Annotated in this window: 22 protein-coding genes and 1 riboswitch; all 22 genes read right to left on the reverse strand. The window is 48.0% G+C overall.

Annotated features, from left to right (window positions below; translation table 11 throughout):
* Positions 1-9 precede the first annotated feature (9 nt).
* The 22 genes from atpG to MKY01_RS29105 all read right to left on the reverse strand — a co-directional run bounded on the left by atpG (position 10) and on the right by MKY01_RS29105 (position 22,104).
* Positions 10-882: an ATP synthase F1 subunit gamma gene (atpG, locus tag MKY01_RS29000; RefSeq protein ID WP_036612560.1), complete on the reverse strand. Its 873-nt coding sequence runs from the start codon at positions 880-882 to the stop codon at positions 10-12.
* A gap of 130 nt (positions 883-1,012) precedes the next feature.
* Entirely contained in the window at positions 1,013-2,527 is a 1,515-nt protein-coding gene (gene atpA / locus MKY01_RS29005; protein WP_047840700.1) for a F0F1 ATP synthase subunit alpha, read from the reverse strand.
* A 16-nt stretch (positions 2,528-2,543) separates the two neighbouring features.
* Positions 2,544-3,092 carry a F0F1 ATP synthase subunit delta gene (locus MKY01_RS29010; protein ID WP_036612565.1) on the reverse strand — a complete coding sequence of 183 codons (549 nt, stop codon included), beginning with the start codon at positions 3,090-3,092 and terminating at the stop codon, positions 2,544-2,546.
* Entirely contained in the window at positions 3,089-3,577 is a 489-nt protein-coding gene (gene atpF, locus MKY01_RS29015) for a F0F1 ATP synthase subunit B (RefSeq protein ID WP_036612568.1), read from the reverse strand. The genes MKY01_RS29010 and atpF overlap by 4 nt, the downstream gene beginning before the upstream one ends.
* Positions 3,578-3,690: 113 nt before the next feature.
* A complete protein-coding gene (gene atpE / locus MKY01_RS29020; protein ID WP_017691934.1) occupies positions 3,691-3,915 on the reverse strand; it encodes a F0F1 ATP synthase subunit C in 225 nt (74 codons plus the stop codon).
* Positions 3,916-3,993: 78 nt separating this feature from the next.
* Positions 3,994-4,812, reverse strand: a complete 819-nt coding sequence (gene atpB / locus MKY01_RS29025; RefSeq protein ID WP_017691933.1) for a F0F1 ATP synthase subunit A — start codon at positions 4,810-4,812, stop codon at positions 3,994-3,996.
* A 45-nt stretch (positions 4,813-4,857) separates the two neighbouring features.
* Complete coding sequence (locus MKY01_RS29030) at positions 4,858-5,235, reverse strand: ATP synthase subunit I (protein ID WP_017691932.1); 378 nt, start codon at positions 5,233-5,235, stop codon at positions 4,858-4,860.
* On the reverse strand, positions 5,228-5,482 hold the full coding sequence (locus tag MKY01_RS29035; protein ID WP_017691931.1) for an AtpZ/AtpI family protein: 255 nt from the start codon (positions 5,480-5,482) through the stop codon (positions 5,228-5,230). Before MKY01_RS29035 ends, MKY01_RS29030 begins: the two co-directional genes overlap by 8 nt.
* A 185-nt stretch (positions 5,483-5,667) precedes the next feature.
* Positions 5,668-6,825 carry a UDP-N-acetylglucosamine 2-epimerase (non-hydrolyzing) gene (gene wecB, locus MKY01_RS29040; RefSeq protein ID WP_036667768.1) on the reverse strand — a complete coding sequence of 386 codons (1,158 nt, stop codon included), beginning with the start codon at positions 6,823-6,825 and terminating at the stop codon, positions 5,668-5,670.
* Positions 6,826-6,862: 37 nt separating this feature from the next.
* A complete protein-coding gene (gene upp / locus MKY01_RS29045) occupies positions 6,863-7,492 on the reverse strand; it encodes a uracil phosphoribosyltransferase (RefSeq protein ID WP_017691929.1) in 630 nt (209 codons plus the stop codon).
* Between the two features lie 429 nt (positions 7,493-7,921).
* The gene (gene glyA / locus MKY01_RS29050; protein ID WP_164783303.1) at positions 7,922-9,169 is read right to left on the reverse strand and encodes a serine hydroxymethyltransferase; all 1,248 of its coding nucleotides are present in this window, start codon (positions 9,167-9,169) and stop codon (positions 7,922-7,924) included.
* 219 nt (positions 9,170-9,388) lie between these two features.
* The gene (locus MKY01_RS29055; protein WP_076254013.1) at positions 9,389-9,982 is read right to left on the reverse strand and encodes a TIGR01440 family protein; all 594 of its coding nucleotides are present in this window, start codon (positions 9,980-9,982) and stop codon (positions 9,389-9,391) included.
* A 141-nt stretch (positions 9,983-10,123) separates the two neighbouring features.
* Positions 10,124-10,205: riboswitch (ZMP/ZTP riboswitch) on the reverse strand.
* A 96-nt stretch (positions 10,206-10,301) separates the two neighbouring features.
* The gene (locus MKY01_RS29060; RefSeq protein WP_036612575.1) at positions 10,302-10,874 is read right to left on the reverse strand and encodes a low molecular weight protein arginine phosphatase; all 573 of its coding nucleotides are present in this window, start codon (positions 10,872-10,874) and stop codon (positions 10,302-10,304) included.
* A gap of 58 nt (positions 10,875-10,932) precedes the next feature.
* Positions 10,933-11,493: a manganese efflux pump MntP family protein gene (locus MKY01_RS29065; RefSeq protein WP_036667772.1), complete on the reverse strand. Its 561-nt coding sequence runs from the start codon at positions 11,491-11,493 to the stop codon at positions 10,933-10,935.
* A 203-nt stretch (positions 11,494-11,696) separates the two neighbouring features.
* Positions 11,697-12,779: an L-threonylcarbamoyladenylate synthase gene (locus MKY01_RS29070; RefSeq protein WP_339287283.1), complete on the reverse strand. Its 1,083-nt coding sequence runs from the start codon at positions 12,777-12,779 to the stop codon at positions 11,697-11,699.
* Positions 12,780-13,338: 559 nt separating this feature from the next.
* Positions 13,339-13,998 carry a stage II sporulation protein R gene (gene spoIIR, locus MKY01_RS29075; RefSeq protein WP_339284484.1) on the reverse strand — a complete coding sequence of 220 codons (660 nt, stop codon included), beginning with the start codon at positions 13,996-13,998 and terminating at the stop codon, positions 13,339-13,341.
* Positions 13,999-14,928: 930 nt separating this feature from the next.
* Positions 14,929-16,149, reverse strand: a complete 1,221-nt coding sequence (locus MKY01_RS29080; RefSeq protein ID WP_339284485.1) for an FtsW/RodA/SpoVE family cell cycle protein — start codon at positions 16,147-16,149, stop codon at positions 14,929-14,931.
* Between the two features lie 270 nt (positions 16,150-16,419).
* Positions 16,420-17,640, reverse strand: a complete 1,221-nt coding sequence (locus tag MKY01_RS29085) for an FtsW/RodA/SpoVE family cell cycle protein (protein ID WP_076254008.1) — start codon at positions 17,638-17,640, stop codon at positions 16,420-16,422.
* 85 nt (positions 17,641-17,725) lie between these two features.
* Positions 17,726-18,610 carry a peptide chain release factor N(5)-glutamine methyltransferase gene (gene prmC, locus MKY01_RS29090; protein WP_339287284.1) on the reverse strand — a complete coding sequence of 295 codons (885 nt, stop codon included), beginning with the start codon at positions 18,608-18,610 and terminating at the stop codon, positions 17,726-17,728.
* Between the two features lie 24 nt (positions 18,611-18,634).
* Positions 18,635-19,702: a peptide chain release factor 1 gene (prfA, locus tag MKY01_RS29095; RefSeq protein WP_017691918.1), complete on the reverse strand. Its 1,068-nt coding sequence runs from the start codon at positions 19,700-19,702 to the stop codon at positions 18,635-18,637.
* Positions 19,703-20,340: 638 nt separating this feature from the next.
* The gene (gene ychF, locus MKY01_RS29100) at positions 20,341-21,441 is read right to left on the reverse strand and encodes a redox-regulated ATPase YchF (RefSeq protein WP_017691917.1); all 1,101 of its coding nucleotides are present in this window, start codon (positions 21,439-21,441) and stop codon (positions 20,341-20,343) included.
* 192 nt (positions 21,442-21,633) lie between these two features.
* Positions 21,634-22,104, reverse strand: coding sequence for a GNAT family N-acetyltransferase (locus MKY01_RS29105; protein ID WP_339284488.1), 471 nt, complete (start codon positions 22,102-22,104; stop codon positions 21,634-21,636).
* Between the last annotated feature and the right edge of the window lie 168 nt (positions 22,105-22,272).

Genomic DNA, 22,272 nt, shown 5'->3' on the forward strand with positions numbered 1-22,272 from the left:
AAAAAACGGTTAGCCTTGTGCTGCGTTGGCACCTGCCACAATTTCCGTAATCTCCTGCGTAATCGCCGCTTGACGGGCACGGTTGTATGTCAATGACAAGTCGTTAATGAGTTTGGATGCATTTTTGGTTGCATTACCCATTGCCGTCATTTTCGCGCCGAGCTCACTTGCCTTACCGTTCAGAAGTGCACCATAGATCAGCGTTTCCGCGTAACGCGGAAGCAAGACCTCAAGTACAGCTTCAGCAGACGGCTCGTATTCGTAGCTTGCCGTTGGTCCTTCCGCAGCAGTTACCTCAGGTGTTTCCATCGGAAGAAGTTTTTCTACCGTAGGAATCTGGGTCAACGCATTCACAAAGCGGTTATAACAAATGTACAATTCATCAAATTCAGCCAGTTCAAACCCATGAACAGCCTCGTGTGCGATGGATTTGATGTCTGCAAATGAAGGCGAATCCGACAGATCCGTTGTTGTGGATGCCATCGCAATTTCACGACGTCTGAAGTAATCGCGTCCTTTACGTCCAATGACGAACAATTCGTAGTCATCCTGGGAGTTGTGGCGTTCTTTGAGCGTCTGATTAACCTGACGCAAAACGTTCGCATTGTATCCACCTGCAAGACCACGGTCCGATGTAATGATCAGGTAAGCTGTCTTTTTGACCGGACGGCTCTCCAGCATCGGATGCTGTATACCTTGCGTGCTTGATGCAATACTAGCTACAACTTCTTTCAGTTTCTCCGAATAAGGACGGGCTGCTTCCGCTTTTTCCTGCGCTTTACGCAGTTTTGCAGCAGCTACCATCTCCATTGCTTTGGTGATCTGCTTGGTGCTTTGTACGCTTTTAATTTGCCGCTTAATTTCGCGCATGCCTTTTGCCATGATTTCACCACCTTAAAGTTTTGACAAAGTCAAAACTACATCGTAAGCATCATCTTTTTTTGACAGAGTCAAAGTATTACATGCAGACATGCGGAATCGGTTAGACAACTCCGCACCTGCAATCATTTATTTAGACAGAGACAGCAAAGCTCTTTCTGAACTTCTCAATTGCACCTTTCAGTGCATTTTCGTTGTCTGCAGTCAATTCTTTAGTATCACGGATGGATGCAAGAATCTCCGGATGGCTGCTCTCCATGAACGCGAGGAACTCACGCTCGAAACGAGTAACATCACCTGTTGGAATCTCATCCAGGAATCCTTTAACCGCAGTGTACAAGCTGACAACCTGTTGTTCTACAGGCAGAGGCTGGTTAACACCTTGCTTCAGGATTTCCATCATACGCGCACCACGATTCAGGCGGGCCTGAGTCGCTTTATCCAGATCGGAACCGAACTGGGAGAACGCTTGAAGCTCACGATATTGAGCGAGGTCGAGACGCAGGGAACCTGCAACCTTTTTCATCGCTTTGATCTGAGCAGAACCACCGACACGGGATACGGAAATACCTACGTTGATCGCCGGGCGTTGTCCAGCATTGAACAAGTCAGCTTCCAGGAAGATTTGTCCGTCCGTGATGGAGATTACGTTCGTTGGGATGTATGCAGATACGTCGGAAGCTTGTGTTTCAATAAACGGCAGTGCGGTTAAAGAACCACCACCAAGTTCATCATTCAGCTTCGCAGCACGCTCCAGCAAACGGGAATGCAGGTAAAAGACGTCACCCGGATAAGCCTCACGGCCCGGTGGACGACGAAGCAACAAGGAAAGCTCACGATATGCAGAGGCTTGTTTGGTCAAGTCATCATAGATAACCAGAACGTGCTCGCCTTTGTACATGAAGTACTCACCCATCGAACAACCGGAATACGGTGCGATGTACAAGAGTGGTGATGGATCGGAAGCTGCTGCAGTTACAACTATTGTGTACTCCATTGCGCCTTTACGACGAAGAGTTTCCACAACTTGAGCAACCGTAGACTGTTTCTGACCAATAGCCACATAGATACACTTCATGCCGCTACCTTTTTGGTTCAGGATCGCATCAATCGCGATGGATGTTTTACCTGTTTGACGGTCACCGATGATCAACTCACGTTGTCCACGACCGATTGGAACCATTGCATCAATGGCTTTGATCCCTGTTTGCATCGGCTCATGAACCGATTTACGATCCATTACGCCTGGTGCTTTACCTTCAACCGGACGGAATTCCGTTGTAGCGATTGGCCCTTTGCCATCTACAGGAATACCGAGCGGGTTCACAACGCGTCCAATCAATGCTTCGCCTACAGGCACTTGCATGATTTGACCAGTACGTTTCACTTGGTCACCTTCACGAATATCGTAGTAAGGTCCCAGGATAACGACACCGACATTGCTTTCTTCGACGTTCATGGCGAGTCCCATAACACCGCTTGGGAATTCAACCAACTCGTTGGACATGACGTTCTCAAGTCCGTAAACACGAGCGATACCATCACCAACCTCGATTACCGTTCCGACTTCGACTACATCGATATCGGTCTTGTATTGTTCGATTTGGCTCTTAATTAATGTACTGATTTCTTCTGGTTTGATACTCAAGTGTCCTCACCCCAATCTACTGTACTCGTCTGTTAAAAGACTGCTCAAGACGTTCGAGCTTGCCAGCCAAGCTGCCGTCATAGATCGTATCGCCAATGGCGACTTTCAATCCGCCCAGCAGAGTCGGATCAACAATGTTCTCGATACGAATCTTTTTATTCACACGGCCACCGAATTCACGGGCTACCGCTTCTTTTTCTTCATCATTCAACGCATAAGTCGAGTAGACACGCGCATCAGCGATGCCCAGCGACTCACCTTGGATCTTCCGATAATCATTCAGCAAGTCTCCCAGCAATTCAACGCGTCCGCGCTCAATCAACAACAAGACTGTACGAAGGACTGAATCGGATACCTTGCCATCAAGACTTGAGTGAATCACGTTCTGCTTCGCTTCATCAGAAATGTTAGGGGATACGATAAATTTCTCGATATCTGCATCTCCGGTCAATGCACTGACTACTGCAACCAGTTCCTGTTCAACCTCAAGCACCTGCTGTTGCTGAAGAGCAACTTCGAACAATGCTTTCGCATAACGCTTGGCAACTATCGTATCGCGGCTCATTGTCGGCCTCCTACCTCATTGAGGTATTGGTTCACAAGCTCTTCTTGTGCAGGACCGTTCTCAACTTCTTTTTTGATCAACTTGGATGCAATCTGAACGGAAGCTGTACCCAGTTCGCTGCGAAGTGCTGCGACTGCTTTGTTCTTCTCGCTCTCGATTTCGCGTACTGCATCGTCTTTCAGACGATTAGCTTCAGCTTTTGCATCAGCCAAAATCGATTCAGCTTGTTTGCCACCTGTTTGTTTGGACTGTTCAATGATGTCGTAAGCATCTTGGCGTGCTTGTTCAAGAGCTTGTTTTTGTTCCTCCACATAGGCAATGGCCTGTTCCCGAGTCTGTGCAGCCTCATTCATCTGCGTCATCACGAGTTCACGACGTTTTTCCATAATGGAGAACAAAGGCCCGAAGGCATAACGGCTAAGCAGCCAATATAAAATTGCAAATGCAACAATCGCAAGAAGCGTATTTTCCCATATGAAACTCAATCTGTTCACTCCTTCCTGGAGGTATCCTTGAAACGTCATCCGTTAGAACGGACATTACCTAAAAAGAAGGCGCGGATGGCTATGGCCTTCCCCGCCAAACCTTTAAAATTTGATTAAGCCATACCGTAGAACATGAACGCGAGTACCACACCGATGATCGGCAATACCTCGATCAAACCTACACCGATAAACATTGTTGTTTGAAGAGTGGATTTTGCTTCCGGTTGACGGGCAATACCTTCCACCGTTTTGCTGATTACCATACCGTTACCAATACCTGCGCCAAACGCGCCCAGTCCTGCAACAATTGCTGCTGCGATTAATGCCATTGCTCCCATTTGTATATCCTCCTTAAAATGATAAATCGAATTTTTTATTGTTCAGCCTGGTGAAGAAATCTTCGTAGGGCTTGAAACTTAATGCTCGTCATGCGTCTCGATGCTCTGTGAAATGTACACCATCATCAAGATAACAAACACAAATGCCTGGATCGCGCCGATAAAGATACTAAAGCCTTGCCACACCATAAGTAGCGGAATCGCTGCAATAGCACCAAACACTTTGAATGTGGTCAGTTTCAGGATCGTTGCGATCAGTACCTCACCTGCAAAGATATTCGCGAATAAACGCATACCGTGTGTCAACAGCTTGGATGCCGTCTCAATCAAGTTGATTGGCAAGAACAAGGCGAATGGCTTGAAGTAATGCTGGAGATACCCTTTCGTGTTACGGAACAATCCAAGTCCATGAGATACAAGGAACGCTACGAGAGCAAGTCCCATCGTTACAGACAAGTCGGCTGTTGGTGATTTCCACCAGGCCAGTTCAACGTGTGGGTGTGCTTCAGGGTCCTTGGCATGCGCTTTTTCAAACGCCTCCACCGCTGTAACAATCGGCTTACCGAATACCTGTGCCTGATTAACATCTGTTACCTCAGATACAGCCACGAGCGGAAGGCCGAGCATGTTCCCTACAAAAATGAACATAATCATGGAAAGAGCGAGAGAGATAAAATGTTTACCTTTCTTCATATCCATTGTACTGGAAATCAGATTGCGGACGAATTCTACTGCCCACTCCATAAAATTTTGCAGCTTGCCGGGATTTTCAACGGATAATCTCCGTGTTGCCAGTACAGCAAAAATAAAAACAATTGCACCTGTAACTACCAGCATCAACAGAACCGATAGATCCAGTCGAAATCCGCCAAGCATAATAATTGGAGCTTCATGCATATTTTTCTCACCCCTTTCTCGACTTGAAAGCTGCAGCCCTTAACATCATTCTGCTCTGCGGGAATAGACAATCCCTATAATCAATAAGGAATATTGTGCAATGACGAGACCGCCTGCAACCGCATATGTATTGAAGTACTGCGGAAAGCGCATCGATATGAATATACCGAGCACAGCGAATGCCGCTCTTGTCAAAAATCCCAAGTTGACACGCTTCAAGTTACCTTCTGCCGCATCATCAGACATTTTCCTTACTTTGTAGCCCAGGTAAAATGCATTGATCCAGCTAACTCCTGTACCCAGGGCCAGTCCCAAAGCAATTGTCTCCACACGTGGCATAAAGGCCGCTGCGAGAAAACAAATCATAAGAAAGTACATGACGAAAACAGTCATCGATCTGCGGTATCTGGTTAGTTCACTCATCACTTTCCCCCATGATTTTTTTCGCGATAAAGTAGATGCTTACACCGCCTGCCGCAAGAAAAAAGAGAACGCTTACGGCGATCCATATTCCGTTACCTCCGATGGTCTTGTCCAACCAGGAGCCAGCGTAATATCCGGCAACAGCGAGAATGGCAATCTCGATCCCAAAAGCTGTCACGAGTCCCATCGCTTTCCATACATTATCGTCATGGTTACGGGATGAATTTGGTTTGTTCGAATCGGCCATTTTCCACGCCACCCTTGCAATCCCAGTTAATTTTACTGAATGATGAGAGCCTTTGTCAATTGAATGATTTTAGCGTTTTAAAGGGGGAAACGACGGGAATACAGACCCTCAAAGCCCATAAACCCGCGTAAACCGTACAGTTTAACTGTATGCTTGCCCTTTATAAATCCGTCAGAAAAAATGTATTATTTTTTGAATTTTCTGTGAAATGATTCCGGACGCTCACTATTTACACCGAAATGATGCAAAATCGCATTGACAATTCTTTCCGAAGCATGTCCATCACCGTATGGATTGGCAGCCTGGCTCATGCTTGCATACAGGGTTTTGTCTGTAAGCAGAGCTTTGGTCCGTTCATACACACGTTCCTCTTCGGTACCTACCAATTCCAGCGTTCCGGCTTCAATACCTTCCGGGCGTTCTGTTGTATCGCGCAATACGAGCACAGGCACACCAAACGAAGGTGCTTCTTCCTGCAAACCGCCTGAATCGGTCAAAATCAAGTGAGTGTGCGGGTAAAAGTTATGCAAATCCACCACGTCTAGTGGATCAATTAATTGAATACGGGGATGATTCCCCAAGATCGCGTGAGCCGGCTCCTTCACAGCAGGACTTGGATGCACCGGGTACACGATGGCAATATCTTCGAATTCGTCGGCAATCCGTTTGACGGCCTGGAAAATGTTGCGGTGAGGCTCGCCTTGAGATTCACGGCGATGAGCTGTCATCAGCACAAGGCGTTTGCCTTGGGCCCAATCAAGTACCGGGTGTGTGTAGTCCTCCCGTACAGTATATTGAAACACATCTGTTACCGTGTTGCCTGTGACGTACGTACTAGACTCCGATTTATTTTCTTTGGCAAGATTGGAAGAAGACCAATCCGTAGGCGCAAAGTGTAGATCAGCCAGTACTCCCGTCAGCTGACGGTTCATCTCTTCCGGATATGGAGACAGCTTGTTCCATGTCCGCAGCCCCGCTTCCACATGTCCTACCTGAATCTGTTGCAAGAATGCTGCATAGCTCGCTACAAAGGTAGTTAATGTATCCCCGTGAACCAGTACAATATCCGGCTTAGCTTCGGCTAACACTGGCTCCAGACCGCCAAGCACACGAATTGTGATTTCATTCAATGTCTGACGGTCCTTCATCACATCCAGATCATAATCGGGATGAATGTCGAAAACTTCAAGTACCTGATCCAGCATCTGGCGATGCTGCGCAGTTACGCAAACAATAGATTCAATAGACTCAGGGTGTTTCTGCAATTCCAAAATAAGCGGAGCCATCTTGATGGCTTCCGGACGCACCCCGAAGATCGTCATGACTTTAATTTTGTTAGACATTCGAGCAAGCCTCTTTTCTACTCCGCATGCAATATGCTTATTTAGTGCCGTATAGACGGTCTCCTGCATCTCCAAGCCCTGGAACGATATAACCATGATCATCCAGACGGTCGTCCAATGCTGCTACATAGATGTCCACATCGGGATGTGCATCTTGCACAGCTTTTACGCCTTCCGGTGCCGCAACCAGGTTCATCATCTTGATTTGGGTACAGCCACGTTTTTTGAGCACGTCAATAGCTGCAATTGCCGAACCACCGGTTGCCAGCATCGGATCAATTACAATCAATTGACGCTCTGTTACGTCTGTAGGCAGTTTGGTGTAGTATTCTACCGGTTGCAGTGTTTCCGGGTCACGGAACAGACCCACATGTCCAACTTTTGCCGCTGGCAACAATTTCACTACGCCATCCAGCATTCCGAGTCCTGCGCGCAGAATCGGCACCAGTCCGAGCATACGTCCAGAGATAACTTTACCTTGTGTTGCAGCTACAGGTGTCTGTACATCAATCGTTTCCAGTTCAACATCTCTTGTAATCTCATAAGCCATCAACGTTGCTACTTCATCCACCAATTCACGAAAATCTTTCGTATTCGTACGCATGTCGCGTATAAACGTCAGTTTGTGTTGAATCAAAGGGTGATCACATATTACTAATTTTCCCATCTAATTTGTCCCTCCGGTAAGTTCTTCATGTTCAGCATTTCCAAATATACCTAGCCACCATTCATGGGCTCGATAAATCCTGTATATTATATCATCACCAACAACGAATTACACCATCAAAGGGCACCCAATCATTACAGATTACCGAATCCTATAAAAAACAGGACCGGAAAATGATCCATCCGGTCCTGTTTTGCTCCTGCTGTTATGTCGTTAAGAAAATGAAAATGATGAATACAATGGCACTCCGCCTACAGAATGATCCTTCGATCGCTGTTATCCCCAGATTTTTTTTATTCTCCTTTTAACAAGGGAAAAATCCGGGGATAAAGGCGAACGCTTCGCTTCTGCGGTCTCATTCTGTCTGCTTCGTTTTTTTGTATCCCATTTTAAGAACATCTCAAATACAAACAGCATGAGCAACGTTTTTTAGTATTTAAGATCGGTATAGAGCGGGAATTGGTCTGTCAGTGCAGTCACTTCTGCACGGGCTTCATCCAGCTTCGCTGTATCTTTTGGATTTTTCAGCGTTTTAGCAATGATCTTACCGATGGCTACCATCGCTTCTTCGTTCATGCCACGGGAAGTTGCAGCAGGTGTACCAATTCGAATACCACTCGTTACAAACGGGCTTGTAGGGTCGAATGGAATGGCATTTTTGTTCACGGTAATACCGATGGAATCAAGCACATGCTCAGCTTCCTTACCTGTGATGTTCACACTGCGTGTGTCGATCAGCATCAAGTGGTTATCTGTACCACCAGATACGATGTTCAATCCTTCAGCGATCAGTGTTTCAGCCAGAACCTGTGCGTTTTTCACAACATTCTCAGCATACGTTTTGAACGATGGTTGCAAAGCTTCACCGAATGCTACCGCTTTGGAAGCGATCACGTGCATCAAAGGTCCACCTTGGGAACCTGGAAATACGGCTTTATCAATCGCTGCTGCCCACGCTTTGCGGCACAGAATCATACCACCACGAGGTCCACGCAGCGTTTTGTGTGTAGTTGTTGTTACGAAATGCGCATGTGGAACCGGGTTTGGATGCAAACCAGCAGCAACCAGTCCTGCGATGTGAGCCATGTCCACCATGAACAAAGCGCCTACATCATTGGCGATGGAAGCCAGCTTTTCAAAATCAATGGTACGCGGATATGCACTTGCACCTGCAACGATCAGACGAGGACGGTGTTTGAAAGCCGCTTTGCGTACTTCATCATAATCAATCAGGAATGTATCTTCCTGTACGCCGTATGCTACAAAGTTGTACAGCAAACCAGATGCGTTAACCGGGCTACCGTGTGTGAGGTGTCCACCATGGGCAAGGTTCATACCAAGTACAGTATCACCAGGTTTCAACGCTGCAAGATAAACTGCCATGTTCGCTTGTGCACCGGAGTGAGGTTGAACATTCACGTGTTCTGCTCCGAACAATTCTTTTGCACGATCACGCGCGATGTCTTCAACGATGTCCACATGCTCACAACCGCCATAGTAACGTTTGCCTGGATATCCTTCAGCGTACTTGTTGGTCAGAACAGATCCCATTGCTTCGATTACTGCTTCACTTACGATGTTCTCGGATGCGATCAGTTCGATGTTGTTCTGTTGACGTTTCAGTTCAAGATTCATCGCTTCCAGTACTGCCGGGTCATTCTTGCGCAATTGTTCCATGATTAAATTCCTCCCAGTTATAAGTGAAGTTATAAAGTGAAACTAATGTTTACACGAAAACGGCGAGTGCAACACCAATCTGAAGAAACGAAGTGGTCGCCTTTATCACCGGATTTCCCCTTTTAAATAGGGAATTAAAAAATCTGGGGATAACAGCGTTCGGAAGATGGTGATGCAATCAAAGTCAGGAGTGTAACCCAATTAGTCTCGCTTTATATGTTAGTCACAAAATGTCGAATCTGGTTGTTCTTCCATACGATACACCGCGCGTTCGCCGCCAATCAACTTCGGACGGGTCAACGCTGTGGTTACACGAGCATCTCCAACATAGCGAAGCGCTGTACGATAGGGTACGGCTACATGCCGGAGATGCATCCCAATCATCGTCTCCCCAATGTCCAGTCCCGCATGGGCCTGCACATGTTCAGCCAGGCATGGATCGGTCAGCGAACGATATGCTGCGGATGCCATTGAACCTCCGGCCTTGGGCACGGGTACTGCACCAACCTCGGTCAATCCAAGTCGAGTAAGCACAGAACGTTCCATTACCAGCGCACGGTTCAGATGCTCACAACATTGGAATACCGTGTCAAAACCGAACTCTTCCTGCACCTCGCGTATACCCGCAAGAAGCTGCTGCGCCACTTCAATGGCACCACTCGTACCAATCCGAGCGCCTGCGACTTCACTTGTGCTTGTACCGATCACAACGATCTGTCCAGGCCCAAGCTGTCCGGCAAGCGCCAGTTCATGCAGAATAGACGCGGTCTGTTCCTGCAATCCGGGTTGTTCCGAATCTAACTCTATAGTCATCCTATTATCGCCTCCCGATAAAATCATGCCCGCTGTCTCTTGGTTGTCCTTCGTATTCTTGCACGGCATCTCAGGTACTATTATAGCGAATAATCAGATGAAAGACGAAAAAAAGAGCAGTCTGCGGGTAACGCAGAATTGCTCTTTTGCCCAGGCGACCGGCCGTTTGTTCCGGTGCTCCATCGTGGTTATGCCCACTTCGTCGCCAGTTACACCGGATCCCTGTTTTCCCCTTCATCATAAAACAACCCGCGGCTAAAATCAACGGTTAATTTACATCACGTGTCCTATTTCTATAACCTGCCTCGCAGGATCAGAATTATCCCAGCTTATCCAAAAGCCGGTCCAATGCCGTCCGAATCTCAGCTGCAGCTATATTGTAATCATCACGACTTCCTCCAAACGGATCGGAGATGTCGAAACTTGGAATTCGTTGTCTAATCTCAATGGCTCGCTCACGCTCCGATGCCAGGATCTCTTGGCCAAGGGCACGTTTCATCTCAAGCGTTGCAAACAGGCTGTCCAACTCCTGAACATCACTTAATACCTGTTCATCATCCTCCACATATTCTTTCAATGTATAGGTTTTGTGGACTGAATCGGGAAAAACCTGCATGACATGCTGCTTATGACTCCGTGTTAATGTAAGAACCAGATCGGCCCAACCTACCAGGTTAGAGCTAAGCTGTGTGGAATGAGGTGGACCTTCAACGTTATGATCTCTCAAAACCGCTTCAGCATGTCGGGAGATCGGCATACCCGACGTTGCTGCCACACCTGCGGAGCGAACCTCTACCTGAATGCCACGCTCCGATGCCAGTTTTCTCAAAAGCCCCTCTGCCATGGGGCTGCGGCACGTATTTCCTGTACACACGAATAAAATATGTTTCATTGTGTTAGCCTCCCCATTTTACATATGATGCGAATGATATGATATTTCAAGTTTTATTCTAAAATATAAACAAAAGTCCAAACGCAAGCAAGATTGCGCCACCAATGGCTTCGCCGTAATCCCCGAGATTCTGGCTCACCCGACGGCCTAATAGCAGACCCATAACCGACATCACCCCGCCACACACACCGAAAGCAAGTACAGTTAAGATCAGATCACTGCTAAACATCCCTAAGGAAACGCCAACGGAGAATGAATCCACACTTACGCTGAGGGAGAACAAAACAACGCCGAGCAGGGAACGGTGGTCCACCAGCTTTGTATCGCCTTCACGGAATGCATTCAGAATCATATGAGCACCCAGCAAAACAAGCAATCCACCTGCCGCATACGTCGTAATGTCACCGAGCAGGGAGCTGACGTATTTGCCCATATACATGCCGATGAGCGGCATGATGATATGAAATAGCGCCGTTACAATACTGATTCGCAATACATCCCGCAGCCGAATGCCCTTCATGCCAATTCCGATCCCGAGTGAGAACGCATCGAGGCCAAGCGCAATAGCCATGATCAAAATGGTTACCAACTGCCCTACATGGACAGACACATCCCACATCCCCATACCCCCAAGTCACGTAAAGGTTCTTGTACACGATATGCGGACAAGGACCTAAACATGACCGATGAAAGGCAAACGGCGACGGATCTACTCGATATCCATGGTGCATAAAGCTAGCTTGGCGTGAAAGTGGATATGGTGGTTTATTGATTGTTTTGAAAAAGAGTACGTAGCTCTCCTGACTGTATGATCAGGAGAGGTTATGAGGGTTGCTGGTTGCCAACTTGTATGAGTTGGTTCCCCGCAGCCTTGAGCAGCCGATTCATGACGGCTGCTCCCAGCCCTTCGCGTGAGCAGGCTTCAGCCACAATATATGTGGCGCCTTGCTCATCGCAGCTGCGCAGCGCGGCGTATAGCCGGCGCGCTGCTTCTTCCAGCTCGCTGGCGTCGCCCAGCGAGAACACGGCATCGGCGCGGTACTGCTCCGCGTGCTCGGCGAACGCCAGCACCGCGGTGCGCTCTCCGCGCTGCGCCGCCTCTGCGAGGGCGGCGCTGATCCAGGCCGCCACCGCTGCGGGCGGCCCCTCCACCACGCACAGCGCCCCTGCGGGTGCGTAGTGCGTGTACTTCATGCCCGGCGAGCGCGGCGCCGGGCTACCCACGCCATCGGCCCCCTCCGCGAGTAGCGCGGGGTCCGTGGCGACACGGGCGGCAACGGCGGACAGTTGTTCCGCCGTAATGCCGCCAGGGCGCAGGATGGTGACGGTACCGTCGTCACCGACCTGCACAACCGTGGACTCGACGCCCACCCCGGTGGGGCCGCCGTCCACAATGCCGCCGATGCGGCCATCCAGATCCTCGCGTACATGAGACGCGAGTGTCGGACTTGGCCGCCCGGAGCGGTTGGCGCTTGGCGCAGCCACAGGGCATGCCGCCGCGGCGATTAACTGCAAGGCCACCGGGTGGTCCGGCATGCGCACGGCCACCGTGTCCAGACCGGCGGTGACACGTGGGGACACCGCTCCCAGCCTAACCGGCAACACCAGCGTCAATGGTCCCGGCCAGAAGGCCGCCATCAGCGCTTCCGCCGTTTCATTCACTTCCGTGACCAGCGCATCCAACTGGTCACGGTGCGCGATATGCACAATCAGTGGATTGTCGGAAGGTCGGCCTTTGGCGACAAATACAGCCTCCACGGCTGCTGTGCTACGCGCATCAGCACCCAAGCCATAGACCGTCTCGGTCGGAAAGGCCACCGTCTGACCTTGACGAATGCAGGCTGCGGCAGCCTGCAAGTCGGCGAGCGCCTGTTGATCGGCGCTCCCCTTTTTCACATCCAACATTTCAATATTACCCAATCCGTGATCATTCTCAGCGCTCACCAAGAGGCGTACATCCCACATCTCAGTGACCAGCTCTGCCGGAGCTTTCATATCACGTTCTTCTCTATCATCCCTCATCTCAGAGGTGTGTTGCACTGGTTCGTTTTCTCTGCTCATATATCATCATTCCTAAATTCAAGTAGGTTAGTTCATATCCATATTCAATATAAGAGGTTGTTCAAAAAGTACGCTTTTGATTACGATAGATGCCTAGCGGCATCATTAACGTCGAATATGAAATTCAGCCGAAATAAGCGGGAGGCTTACGAAGTATGTTTCCAAAGGAAACATTTTGGTTGCTCACGTAATTTTCCTACGCTCCGCTACTCCATTTCTAGCTCCATTCCATCTTCTTGGTACTGAAAAACCAGACTTTTTGAACACGCACTATAAGTAATTATAACATACCTGTCCCAACTCGGATGCCCTTCATACTTCGCTCGGAATTTCACCACTAATTCATATTAAAAGGGCAGCTCCCTGAATCGAAGTCGCCCTCTACTGTATTATAAATACGTTGTTATGCGAACAAACTAGTCACCCAACTCCATAGTTTCACAGCCATATCCCACAGAAAGAATCTCGCTTCCGGTGTGTCTCCCTGCACAGATGCCTCTACATCTCCTGGTTCAGCCGCTGCGGCTGATACCGTTGAATGTTTCGCCAGTGCATCCCCGGTCCCTGCATCAATGAAGCACAACGGCGGGAACAACACACACCACCAGTTCTGACCTTTGCCTTCCCCCAGCGTGATCCGAACCGCTTCATAATCTCCGGCAGGATACACAGTGCCACCATATAGTTTGGTCGGGAACGGCACGGAACCCAGCTCCACCTGATACTCATAATTTAAACCGCGACTGGCCAACTCTTCTCCTACTCTATTCTCAATCTCGGACAAATGCTCACGAATAACCTTGCGCGCTTCATCCAGACTTTGCGGATTCTCCAGTTCGGCTACCCACTCGCCCATCTGAGCAACGACAGCATCCCGAATCTCACGTTTCACCAATTGATCTCCCGGTGCATCCGAGTTTGCTAGAATACGCAAGCGAATCGATTGTTCCGGAATTGCTGTGGCCGCCACAGCTGCATCCGTTTTCTGACCTTCCCACATCATGATAATCATCATAAGACATACAATAATAAGTCCAATTTGCTTTACAATTCTTCTGCTCATTCCGTTCTCCCCCTCGGCTCTCTGATCACGCTACCTGCAACTCTCTCATGTCTATCAGTATGCCCGGTAGAGACGGAAGTAAACCTAGCATTTGCAATAAATCTACTAGAGGTTGTTCAAAAAGTCCGCTTTGATTACGAAGAATGCCCAGCTCCATCATCAACGTTGAATATGAGGTTCAGCCGAAATAAGCGGGAGGCTTACGGAGTATGTTTACCAAAGAACCATTTTGATTGCTCACGTAGTTTATCCTACGCTCCACTACTCCATTTCTAACCTCATCCCATCTTCTCGGTACTGAAAACCCAACTATTTGAACACGTACTACTAGAATGTGTGGTTAAACCCAGGCAAGTTATACGAAGACAGAATGTCAGCGTCCAAGAAGCCTTGAAGAGTGTACTGGCGACCCTAGGCGAATAACTCTCGCGAATGACCAGTCGATGCTCTAAGGAACCGAGGACGTCTTATTTGCCCTTCAGGTCTTCTTTTGAAATTGTAAGGAACATGAGGCACGTTATTTCCCAAAATCATCTAATCAACACGCTACAAAAGGCTGTTTATGTTGATATAACGTGTCTCAGATTCATTAGCTTTCTCCGGACACTTCAAATCCCCGAATAAGACGTGTGTGGTTCGTTAGCTCCTAACACCACCTAACTCTTAACTCCTAACCCCCAACAGCTAGCACTTGAAGCTTCACATCATGCCCATATACGCTGCTCCAGATTCTTTCAGGTTCGCCTCAGCCTACAGCAGGCTCGAAGACACCTATGCATTGCTTCTTTCATCTCTCATTCACACTTTCTCACCCATCATGTTAAAAAGGCTGATCCGCACCTGGTTACAGGGCAAATCAACCTCTTTATTCCTACGAACGATCACGTTATACGTCTCACCGCTTTACTTTTCACTACACCGACTCAACAGTTACACAGCACTTTTCTCTTTCTTGAGCATATTCCATAAACGTTCCGACAACCGAGGTTGCTGCTCCCCCATCAGAAGTTCATCCTCCTCTTCTTGCCCGTATAACTTAATGCTCATGACTACACCGATGCAAGCCATATTAATAAGCAAAGAGGTGCCGCCGTAACTGATGAACGGTAACGTAATACCTGTGAGTGGCATCAGTCCGAGGAACGCCCCCACGTTCTCAAACACCTGATACAACAACATTCCGATAATACCTACAATGATGACAGGTCCCGCGCGATCTCTACATGCCAGAGCAATCAGCACCATGCGGTGGATCAGGATAAAGTACAACAGAATCAGTACGGATGCACCAACAAACCCAAACTCCTCTGCGATCACAACAAAAATGGAATCAGAATACGTATAGGGGACTCGTCCACTCTGAACGGATGTTCCTTGCAAATAACCTTTGCCGATGATGCCCCCAGAACCGATGGCTAAACCTGCATTTTTCGTATGCCAGGAAGCCTTTGAGGTAGCCTTTTCTGGTACAAGCCAGGGATCAATCCGCTCCGCCCAATGCTCACGTTTTATCTTTTCAAGAAAAGTGAAAACTTCACCATGGTAGAAGGTATAGGCTTTAACAAAACCAAAGAACGCCACTCCCACAATCGCCAGTGTAATCAATGCGTGCTTCAGCCTCATATTCCCGATCCAGAATACCGCAGCCAAAATCACCACATACCCCAGCGCATTCCCCAAATCATTCTGAGCCATAACAAGGGCAAACGGAATAAACGCCCAACAGCCAATCGGCACAATATCTCTCCAAAATTTCAGCGTGCCTCGTTGTCTCTTCACGATCAAATGGGCGAGAAACAGAATCAGAATCATCTTGAACAGCTCTGCCGGTTGAAAAGAAAAGTTCTCGCCCAGCTTCAGCCAACCGTTGGCGTTATTGATTGAACTTCCCAGGACATTGGCCAGGATCAGTAGTATGATCCCCAAGCCATACAAATAAAACGCATATTTCACGTATAACTTGTAATTCACAAGCCCGATCACAAACACCGCAATGAACCCGGCCACATAGAAATACATCGTTTTGACATGATGATTCGCCAGGTTGGCATCTGTCTGCGTTCCGCTATAAATCGCAAATACACTAATAATCATGAGCAACAGCATTACAAAAAGAATAACACCGTCCATCTTTTTCAACATTCTCAACATGACTCTGTCCATCCCCCTGAAATCTAGCATTCTATGATTTCCAATTGAACTCAATATTACCATTGTATATAATTGGATAATAAAATGGAAATCAGGGTCGTTTCAGGTTAAAAAACGAACTATTCAACGGCCTGAATTACGCCGTAAAAACAATAAAAACCCCAAAACATCCACCCAATGTAACTTGGGTTGGTCTGTTCCAGGGTTCTATAGTTATCTAGCTTATATACATAAATCGTACGTGCTATTTCACGGTTTGACTCAAAAACGTTATTGCTCCTGCTGGGATGGCTTGCGTCTTAGCAATTTCCTCACCAGATCTGTAATACTCGGTTGTTCCGCAGAGCCAAGAATATCCTCGTTCTCTTCCGTGTGGACCTTAATACTCATCACAAGACCCATGCTGATCATGTTGATCATAATGGAGGTACCACCCGAACTGATAAACGGCAGCGTAATTCCTGTCAACGGCATCAGACCAATGAATGGACCAATATTAACAAAGATCTGGTAAAGCAGCATCGCTATGATCCCAACAATGAGATAAGGCCCCGCGCGATCCTTACACTCCAGTGCAATCAGCACCAGCCTGTGAATCAGGATAAAGTACAGGAGAAGCAGTACCGAGGCACCGATGAAACCAAATTCTTCCCCAATCTGCACAAAGATGGAGTCAGCATAGGCCAGCGGCACCCGATTCGACTGAATCGTTGTGCCTTCCATATAACCTTTGCCTGTAATCCCACCAGAACCAATCGCAAGCTTTGCATTATACGTCTGCCAGAGTACATCTCTTGAGGTCAGCTCTGGTACAAGCCAAGGGTCAAAACGATCCGCCCAGTGCGAACGTCCAATGTCATTCAGAAATTTAACAATCTCATCATGATAATGAATATACGCCTGTGTACCACCGATAAAAGCAGCCACTGCGATCATAAAGCCAATGAGGGCATGCGTAAATTTAATGTTACCAATCCACAGTAGGCCCACAAGAATGACTACATAGCTTAATGCATTTCCCAAGTCATTTTGAAGCAATACGAGTAGTAACGGCGGCAGAACACAGAGCGAAATCGGAATAACGTCACGTCCAAAATAGAGCGGACGGTTCTTCTTTCGGGCCAAAAAGGCCGATAAAAACACAATCAGGCATAACTTGAACAATTCAGCAGGCTGCAAACTGACCCCGAAAATGGACAGCCAACCTTTTGCACCATAATACTCCTTACCAAAGAACATAACGAATATGAGCAGGAGCATCCCCACGCCATAGATATATAAATAATTTTTGATTATGAATTTATAGTTGATCATCGACATCCCAAAAAAGACTACGAAGCCCAAAATATAAAAGATCACTGCGCTTTTCGGGAGTCCCTCCAGCTTTGGACGACCAAACGTTGTACTGTAAATCGATAAAATACTGATACCCATCAGAATAACGAGTATAAAGACAATAGAATAGTCTATCTTTTTAAATTTGTGCAGCATGTAATTATGTTCCCCCAAGCATTCAGAAATCTTCGGTATATCTCATTGTAGAGGATTTCACGGCAAAAAGAAAACCCGCGGAACCTTACATTTTCGTCACCTGTTCCGAAGTACGAACACCCAGGACATGCCGCTCGATTCCGGCAAGGTCCGGTACAATGATAATTTCCGGCCAATGTCCCGCCGTTTCAAGCAAAGCTGCGATGTCGCGAGCCTGCCCTTGGCCCAGCTCAAAACCAATGATCTGCGGCGGCGCAGGCAACAGCGCCAACTGCTCCAGCATGATACGGTACGGTGCAAGCCCGTCCGGACCGCCGTCCAATGCCATGCGCGGCTCATGATCGCGCACCTCTTGCTGTAACCCGGCGATATCCGCCGCCGGGATGTATGGCGGGTTGGACACCAGGATGTCCACCCGTGCCCCGGCGAACGGGGCCAGCAGATCGCCTTCACGGAAGTCGATCTGTACCCCGTTCGCGGCCGCGTTCCGCGCGGCCACTTGCAGGGCAGCCCCCGAGAGATCCCCGGCGCCAACCTGCCAGCGCGGGCGCAGTGAAGCCATCGTCACCGCGATGGCGCCACTGCCCGTGCCGATATCGACGGCGAGCGGAGCGCCGTCGGGAAACACGCGGTCGGCTTCGCGCAGCACAGCCTCGACCAACAGCTCGGTCTCCGGCCGCGGAATCAGCACGGCCGGCGTGACCTCGAACGGCAGCCCATAAAATTCCTGGCTGCCGATAATGTATTGCGCCGGCTCACCCGCAGCCTTGCGCGTGACGGCGTCCTCCCAGCGGCTGCGATGCTCGCTGGGAAAAGGCTCCGGCTGCATCATGTAGTACTGGGCGCCATAGACGCCGAGTACATGTTCCAACAGCAGCCGGGCATTGTTTTGCGGCTCGTACACGCCGCACTTCTCCAAAAAAGAGGAAGCCTCCACGAAGGCTTCCCGACAGCTCTGTTCCGGCGTCATGACAAACTGCGCGCGGGTCACAGATTATTCTCCTCTATCCATCAACTCGGTCTGCTGAGCAATCGTCAGTGCAGACAAGATATCTTCAATCTCCCCGTTCATGATCTGATCCAGCTTGTGCATCGTCAGGCCGATACGGTGATCCGTCACACGGCTTTGCGGGAAGTTGTACGTACGAATACGCTCACTGCGGTCGCCCGTTCCCACTTTGCTCTTCCGCTCAACAGAGATCTTTGCTTCCTCTTCCATACGTTTCATATCGAAGATACGTGTACGCAGAACCTGCAACGCTTTTTCCTTGTTGGAGTTCTGTGATTTTCCATCCTGACATGTCGCCACGATTCCCGTTGGAACGTGCGTTACCCGTACTGCGGATTTCGTGGTATTAACCGATTGTCCACCTGCACCACTGGAACAGAACGTATCAACACGGATGTCTTTATCATGAATTTCGATATCAAAATCTTCGGCTTCAGGCATAACCGCAACCGTTGAAGTTGACGTATGAATACGTCCGCCTGACTCAGTTGTTGGAATACGTTGCACACGGTGTGCGCCGCTTTCGTATTTCATTTTGCTGTACGCGCCGCGTCCGTTGATCAGGAAAACAACCTCTTTGAACCCACCGAGATCATTTGTGTTAACGTCCATCAGCTCTACACGCCAGCCTTGTGCATCTGCATAACGTGTGTACATCCGGTACAGATCTGCTGCAAACAACGCTGCCTCATCTCCACCAGCTGCTCCGCGAATCTCAACAATAACGTTTTTGTCGTCATTCGGATCTTTTGGCAACATAAGCACACGAATCAATTCGTCCAGTTCCTTCTGGCGAGTGCTCAGTTCGTCAATTTCCATTTTGACCATTTCGCGCATCTCATCATCCAGTTTCTCACCCTGCATTTCCTTTGCAGCTTCGAGATCCTGACTTACCTGTTTGTATTCATTGTACGCTTCATAAGTCGGTTGCAGATCGGATTGTTCTTTGGAATATTCCCGCAACTTTTTGTTGTCACTTGCCACATCCGGGTCACACAAAAGCTCGCTCAACTTGTCATAACGGTCGGCTAACGCCTGTAATTTATCCAACATGTATAGTCACCTCACACATTATTTTGTCCATGCAAATATCGTTTTTAATAATTATTTCGGTTTCATTATTCATAACATCTATAATCTATATTCCACAACGCACAGGATTCTCACCGAATCCCCTGACCGCAGCATGTATTCACATTCCTGTATGATCGACGTATAACATCGCTACAACGTCATCAAATCCTTTACTTTTAAAGTGAAATCAAGAAATCGCGTACCCTGTATGAAACACGCTTAAGCTCATCTGTTACAGCGCGAATTTTAACGTGGTATACGACTCTTAATTATAGCATATTCTTATGGTTCTGAATAGTAACTGTTCCGCATGCGGATGAACTAATTTTCAGTTCTGCAAAATACAAAATGAAATTATTGTTCGATGTTGTTCCGTAATGTAAAATAAACAAAAGCCACGATGCGCTAACATCGTGACTTCTCTAACAAAGGCCGGTGGGCGACCACGGCGAATTTCAATCAAACGAATGAAAAACCACCGGATTGCAAGGCAACCAACCTAATCCCGGTGGTTTTTCTTGTTCCTCATCTGCAAAACTCTAAGTCAAAGACCCCACGAACTTCACGAGAAGGTCGCAGGGTCATGTTATTAAATCTACATATAAAGGTGTAACAACCTATACGTTGAAACGGAAGTGCATAACGTCGCCGTCATTTACAACGTACTCTTTACCCTCAAGACGAAGTTGTCCGCGCTCTTTGGCACCGTTCATGGAACCCGCTGCAACCAGATCGTCGTAGGAAACCACTTCTGCACGGATGAATCCACGTTCGAAGTCGGTGTGAATGACACCCGCTGCGCCAGGCGCTTTGGTACCTTTGCGGATTGTCCACGCACGAACTTCCTGTACACCTGCTGTGAAGTATGTGTACAGACCGAGCAATTTGTAAGCCGCTTTGATCAACAGGTTCAGACCGGAATCCTCGATACCGAGTTCTTCCAGGAACATTTGTTTATCTTCGCCTTCCAGCTCAGAAATCTCTTCTTCAACCTTTGCACTGATTGGCACCACTTCTGCGTTCTCAGCAGCTGCGAATTCTCTTACTTTTTGCACGTAAGCATTGTTCGCCACGTCGCCGATTTCGTCCTCAGCTACATTGGCTGCGTACAGAACAGGCTTCAGGGTAAGCAAGTGCAGATCGCGCACGATCAGAAGCTCATCATCCGTAAGTTCCATGCTACGTGCCGGCTTGTCATCGTACAGAACAGCCTTCACTCTCTCCAATACTTCTACTTCTTGAGAGGCAGTCTTGTTGCCGCCCTTCATGTTTTTCTTGGAGCGATCGATTTTCTTCTCAACACTCTCGATATCGGCCAGGATCAGCTCCAGATTGATTGTCTGGATGTCGCTTACCGGGTCAATTTTGCCATCGACGTGTGTAATGTTCTCATCTACAAAGCAACGTACCACGTGTACAATCGCATCTACCTCACGAATGTGGGCAAGGAACTTGTTACCGAGACCTTCGCCTTTGCTCGCACCGCGAACAAGACCAGCGATATCTACAAACTCAAACGCCGTTGGTACTGTTTTCTTAGGTACAACGAGTTCTGTCAGTTTGTCCAGACGCTCATCTGGTACTTCAACGATCCCCACGTTAGGGTCAATTGTACAGAACGGATAGTTTGCCGATTCGGCACCTGCTTGTGTGATTGCGTTAAACAATGTAGATTTACCAACGTTAGGCAAACCCACGATTCCAGCTTTCAAAGCCATGTATATGACAACTCCTCATTGATTACTTGTTCGGTATGGATAATCCTATACATTATATATGACAAACCTCAAGGCATCAAGGATCTTCGCCAATTCGACCAGAGTCCCTTCCGCTTCCCGAAATCCCCAGTTAATGCTGATAATTCGTTTTGCGCAGATCTTAAGTTTGGCCTAGAATATCCGCTATTAGGTTTACCCTTTGATTTCCTTGTACATGGTTAGATCCGTTACCTCATATCCCATCTTGCGATATAGGCTGCTCGCCCGCACATTATGTCCAAAGACATGCAAACCAATGCGATCCACGCCAAGACTCAAGGCCGTCTGTTCAAGCGCCTGCATCGTCTCTGTTCCGTATCCCTTACCACGGTGCGCTTCTTCAACCACAATATCCAGCAAAAAAGCATCTTTCCCGCGACGATTATCCGTGATATTAAACCAGATATACCCTACATTGCCGTCCACAGGATGCACCAGATTGTAGAGATACGCTCCGGGTGTGTTCAAGCCTTCTGGCAGATAACGTTCATAAGATTCCTCCGCCAGTTGCTGTGCCTCTTCCTCAGCCCAGGTGCCCGCTTCTACTTTTTCCTGTGCAAAATCCTTAATCGATCGAATGCAAAAACTCGCATAATCTTCCTGATTCATTGGAGAAAGTTTCAACTTTTCCCCCTCCTTATTTCGAATGATCTTGATTATGTATGATCTCTGTGCAGCCCTTTTTGCACTACTAGTATCTTATTGTATCCTTTTCTCCTATTAAGCGCATGAAGTTATTCTGACGATTCGAACTTCAATTTTCATATTCATCCATTTTATTTATAACTTTTG

The organism is Paenibacillus sp. FSL R5-0486, assembly GCF_037975155.1.
GTDB lineage: Bacteria > Bacillota > Bacilli > Paenibacillales > Paenibacillaceae > Paenibacillus > Paenibacillus amylolyticus.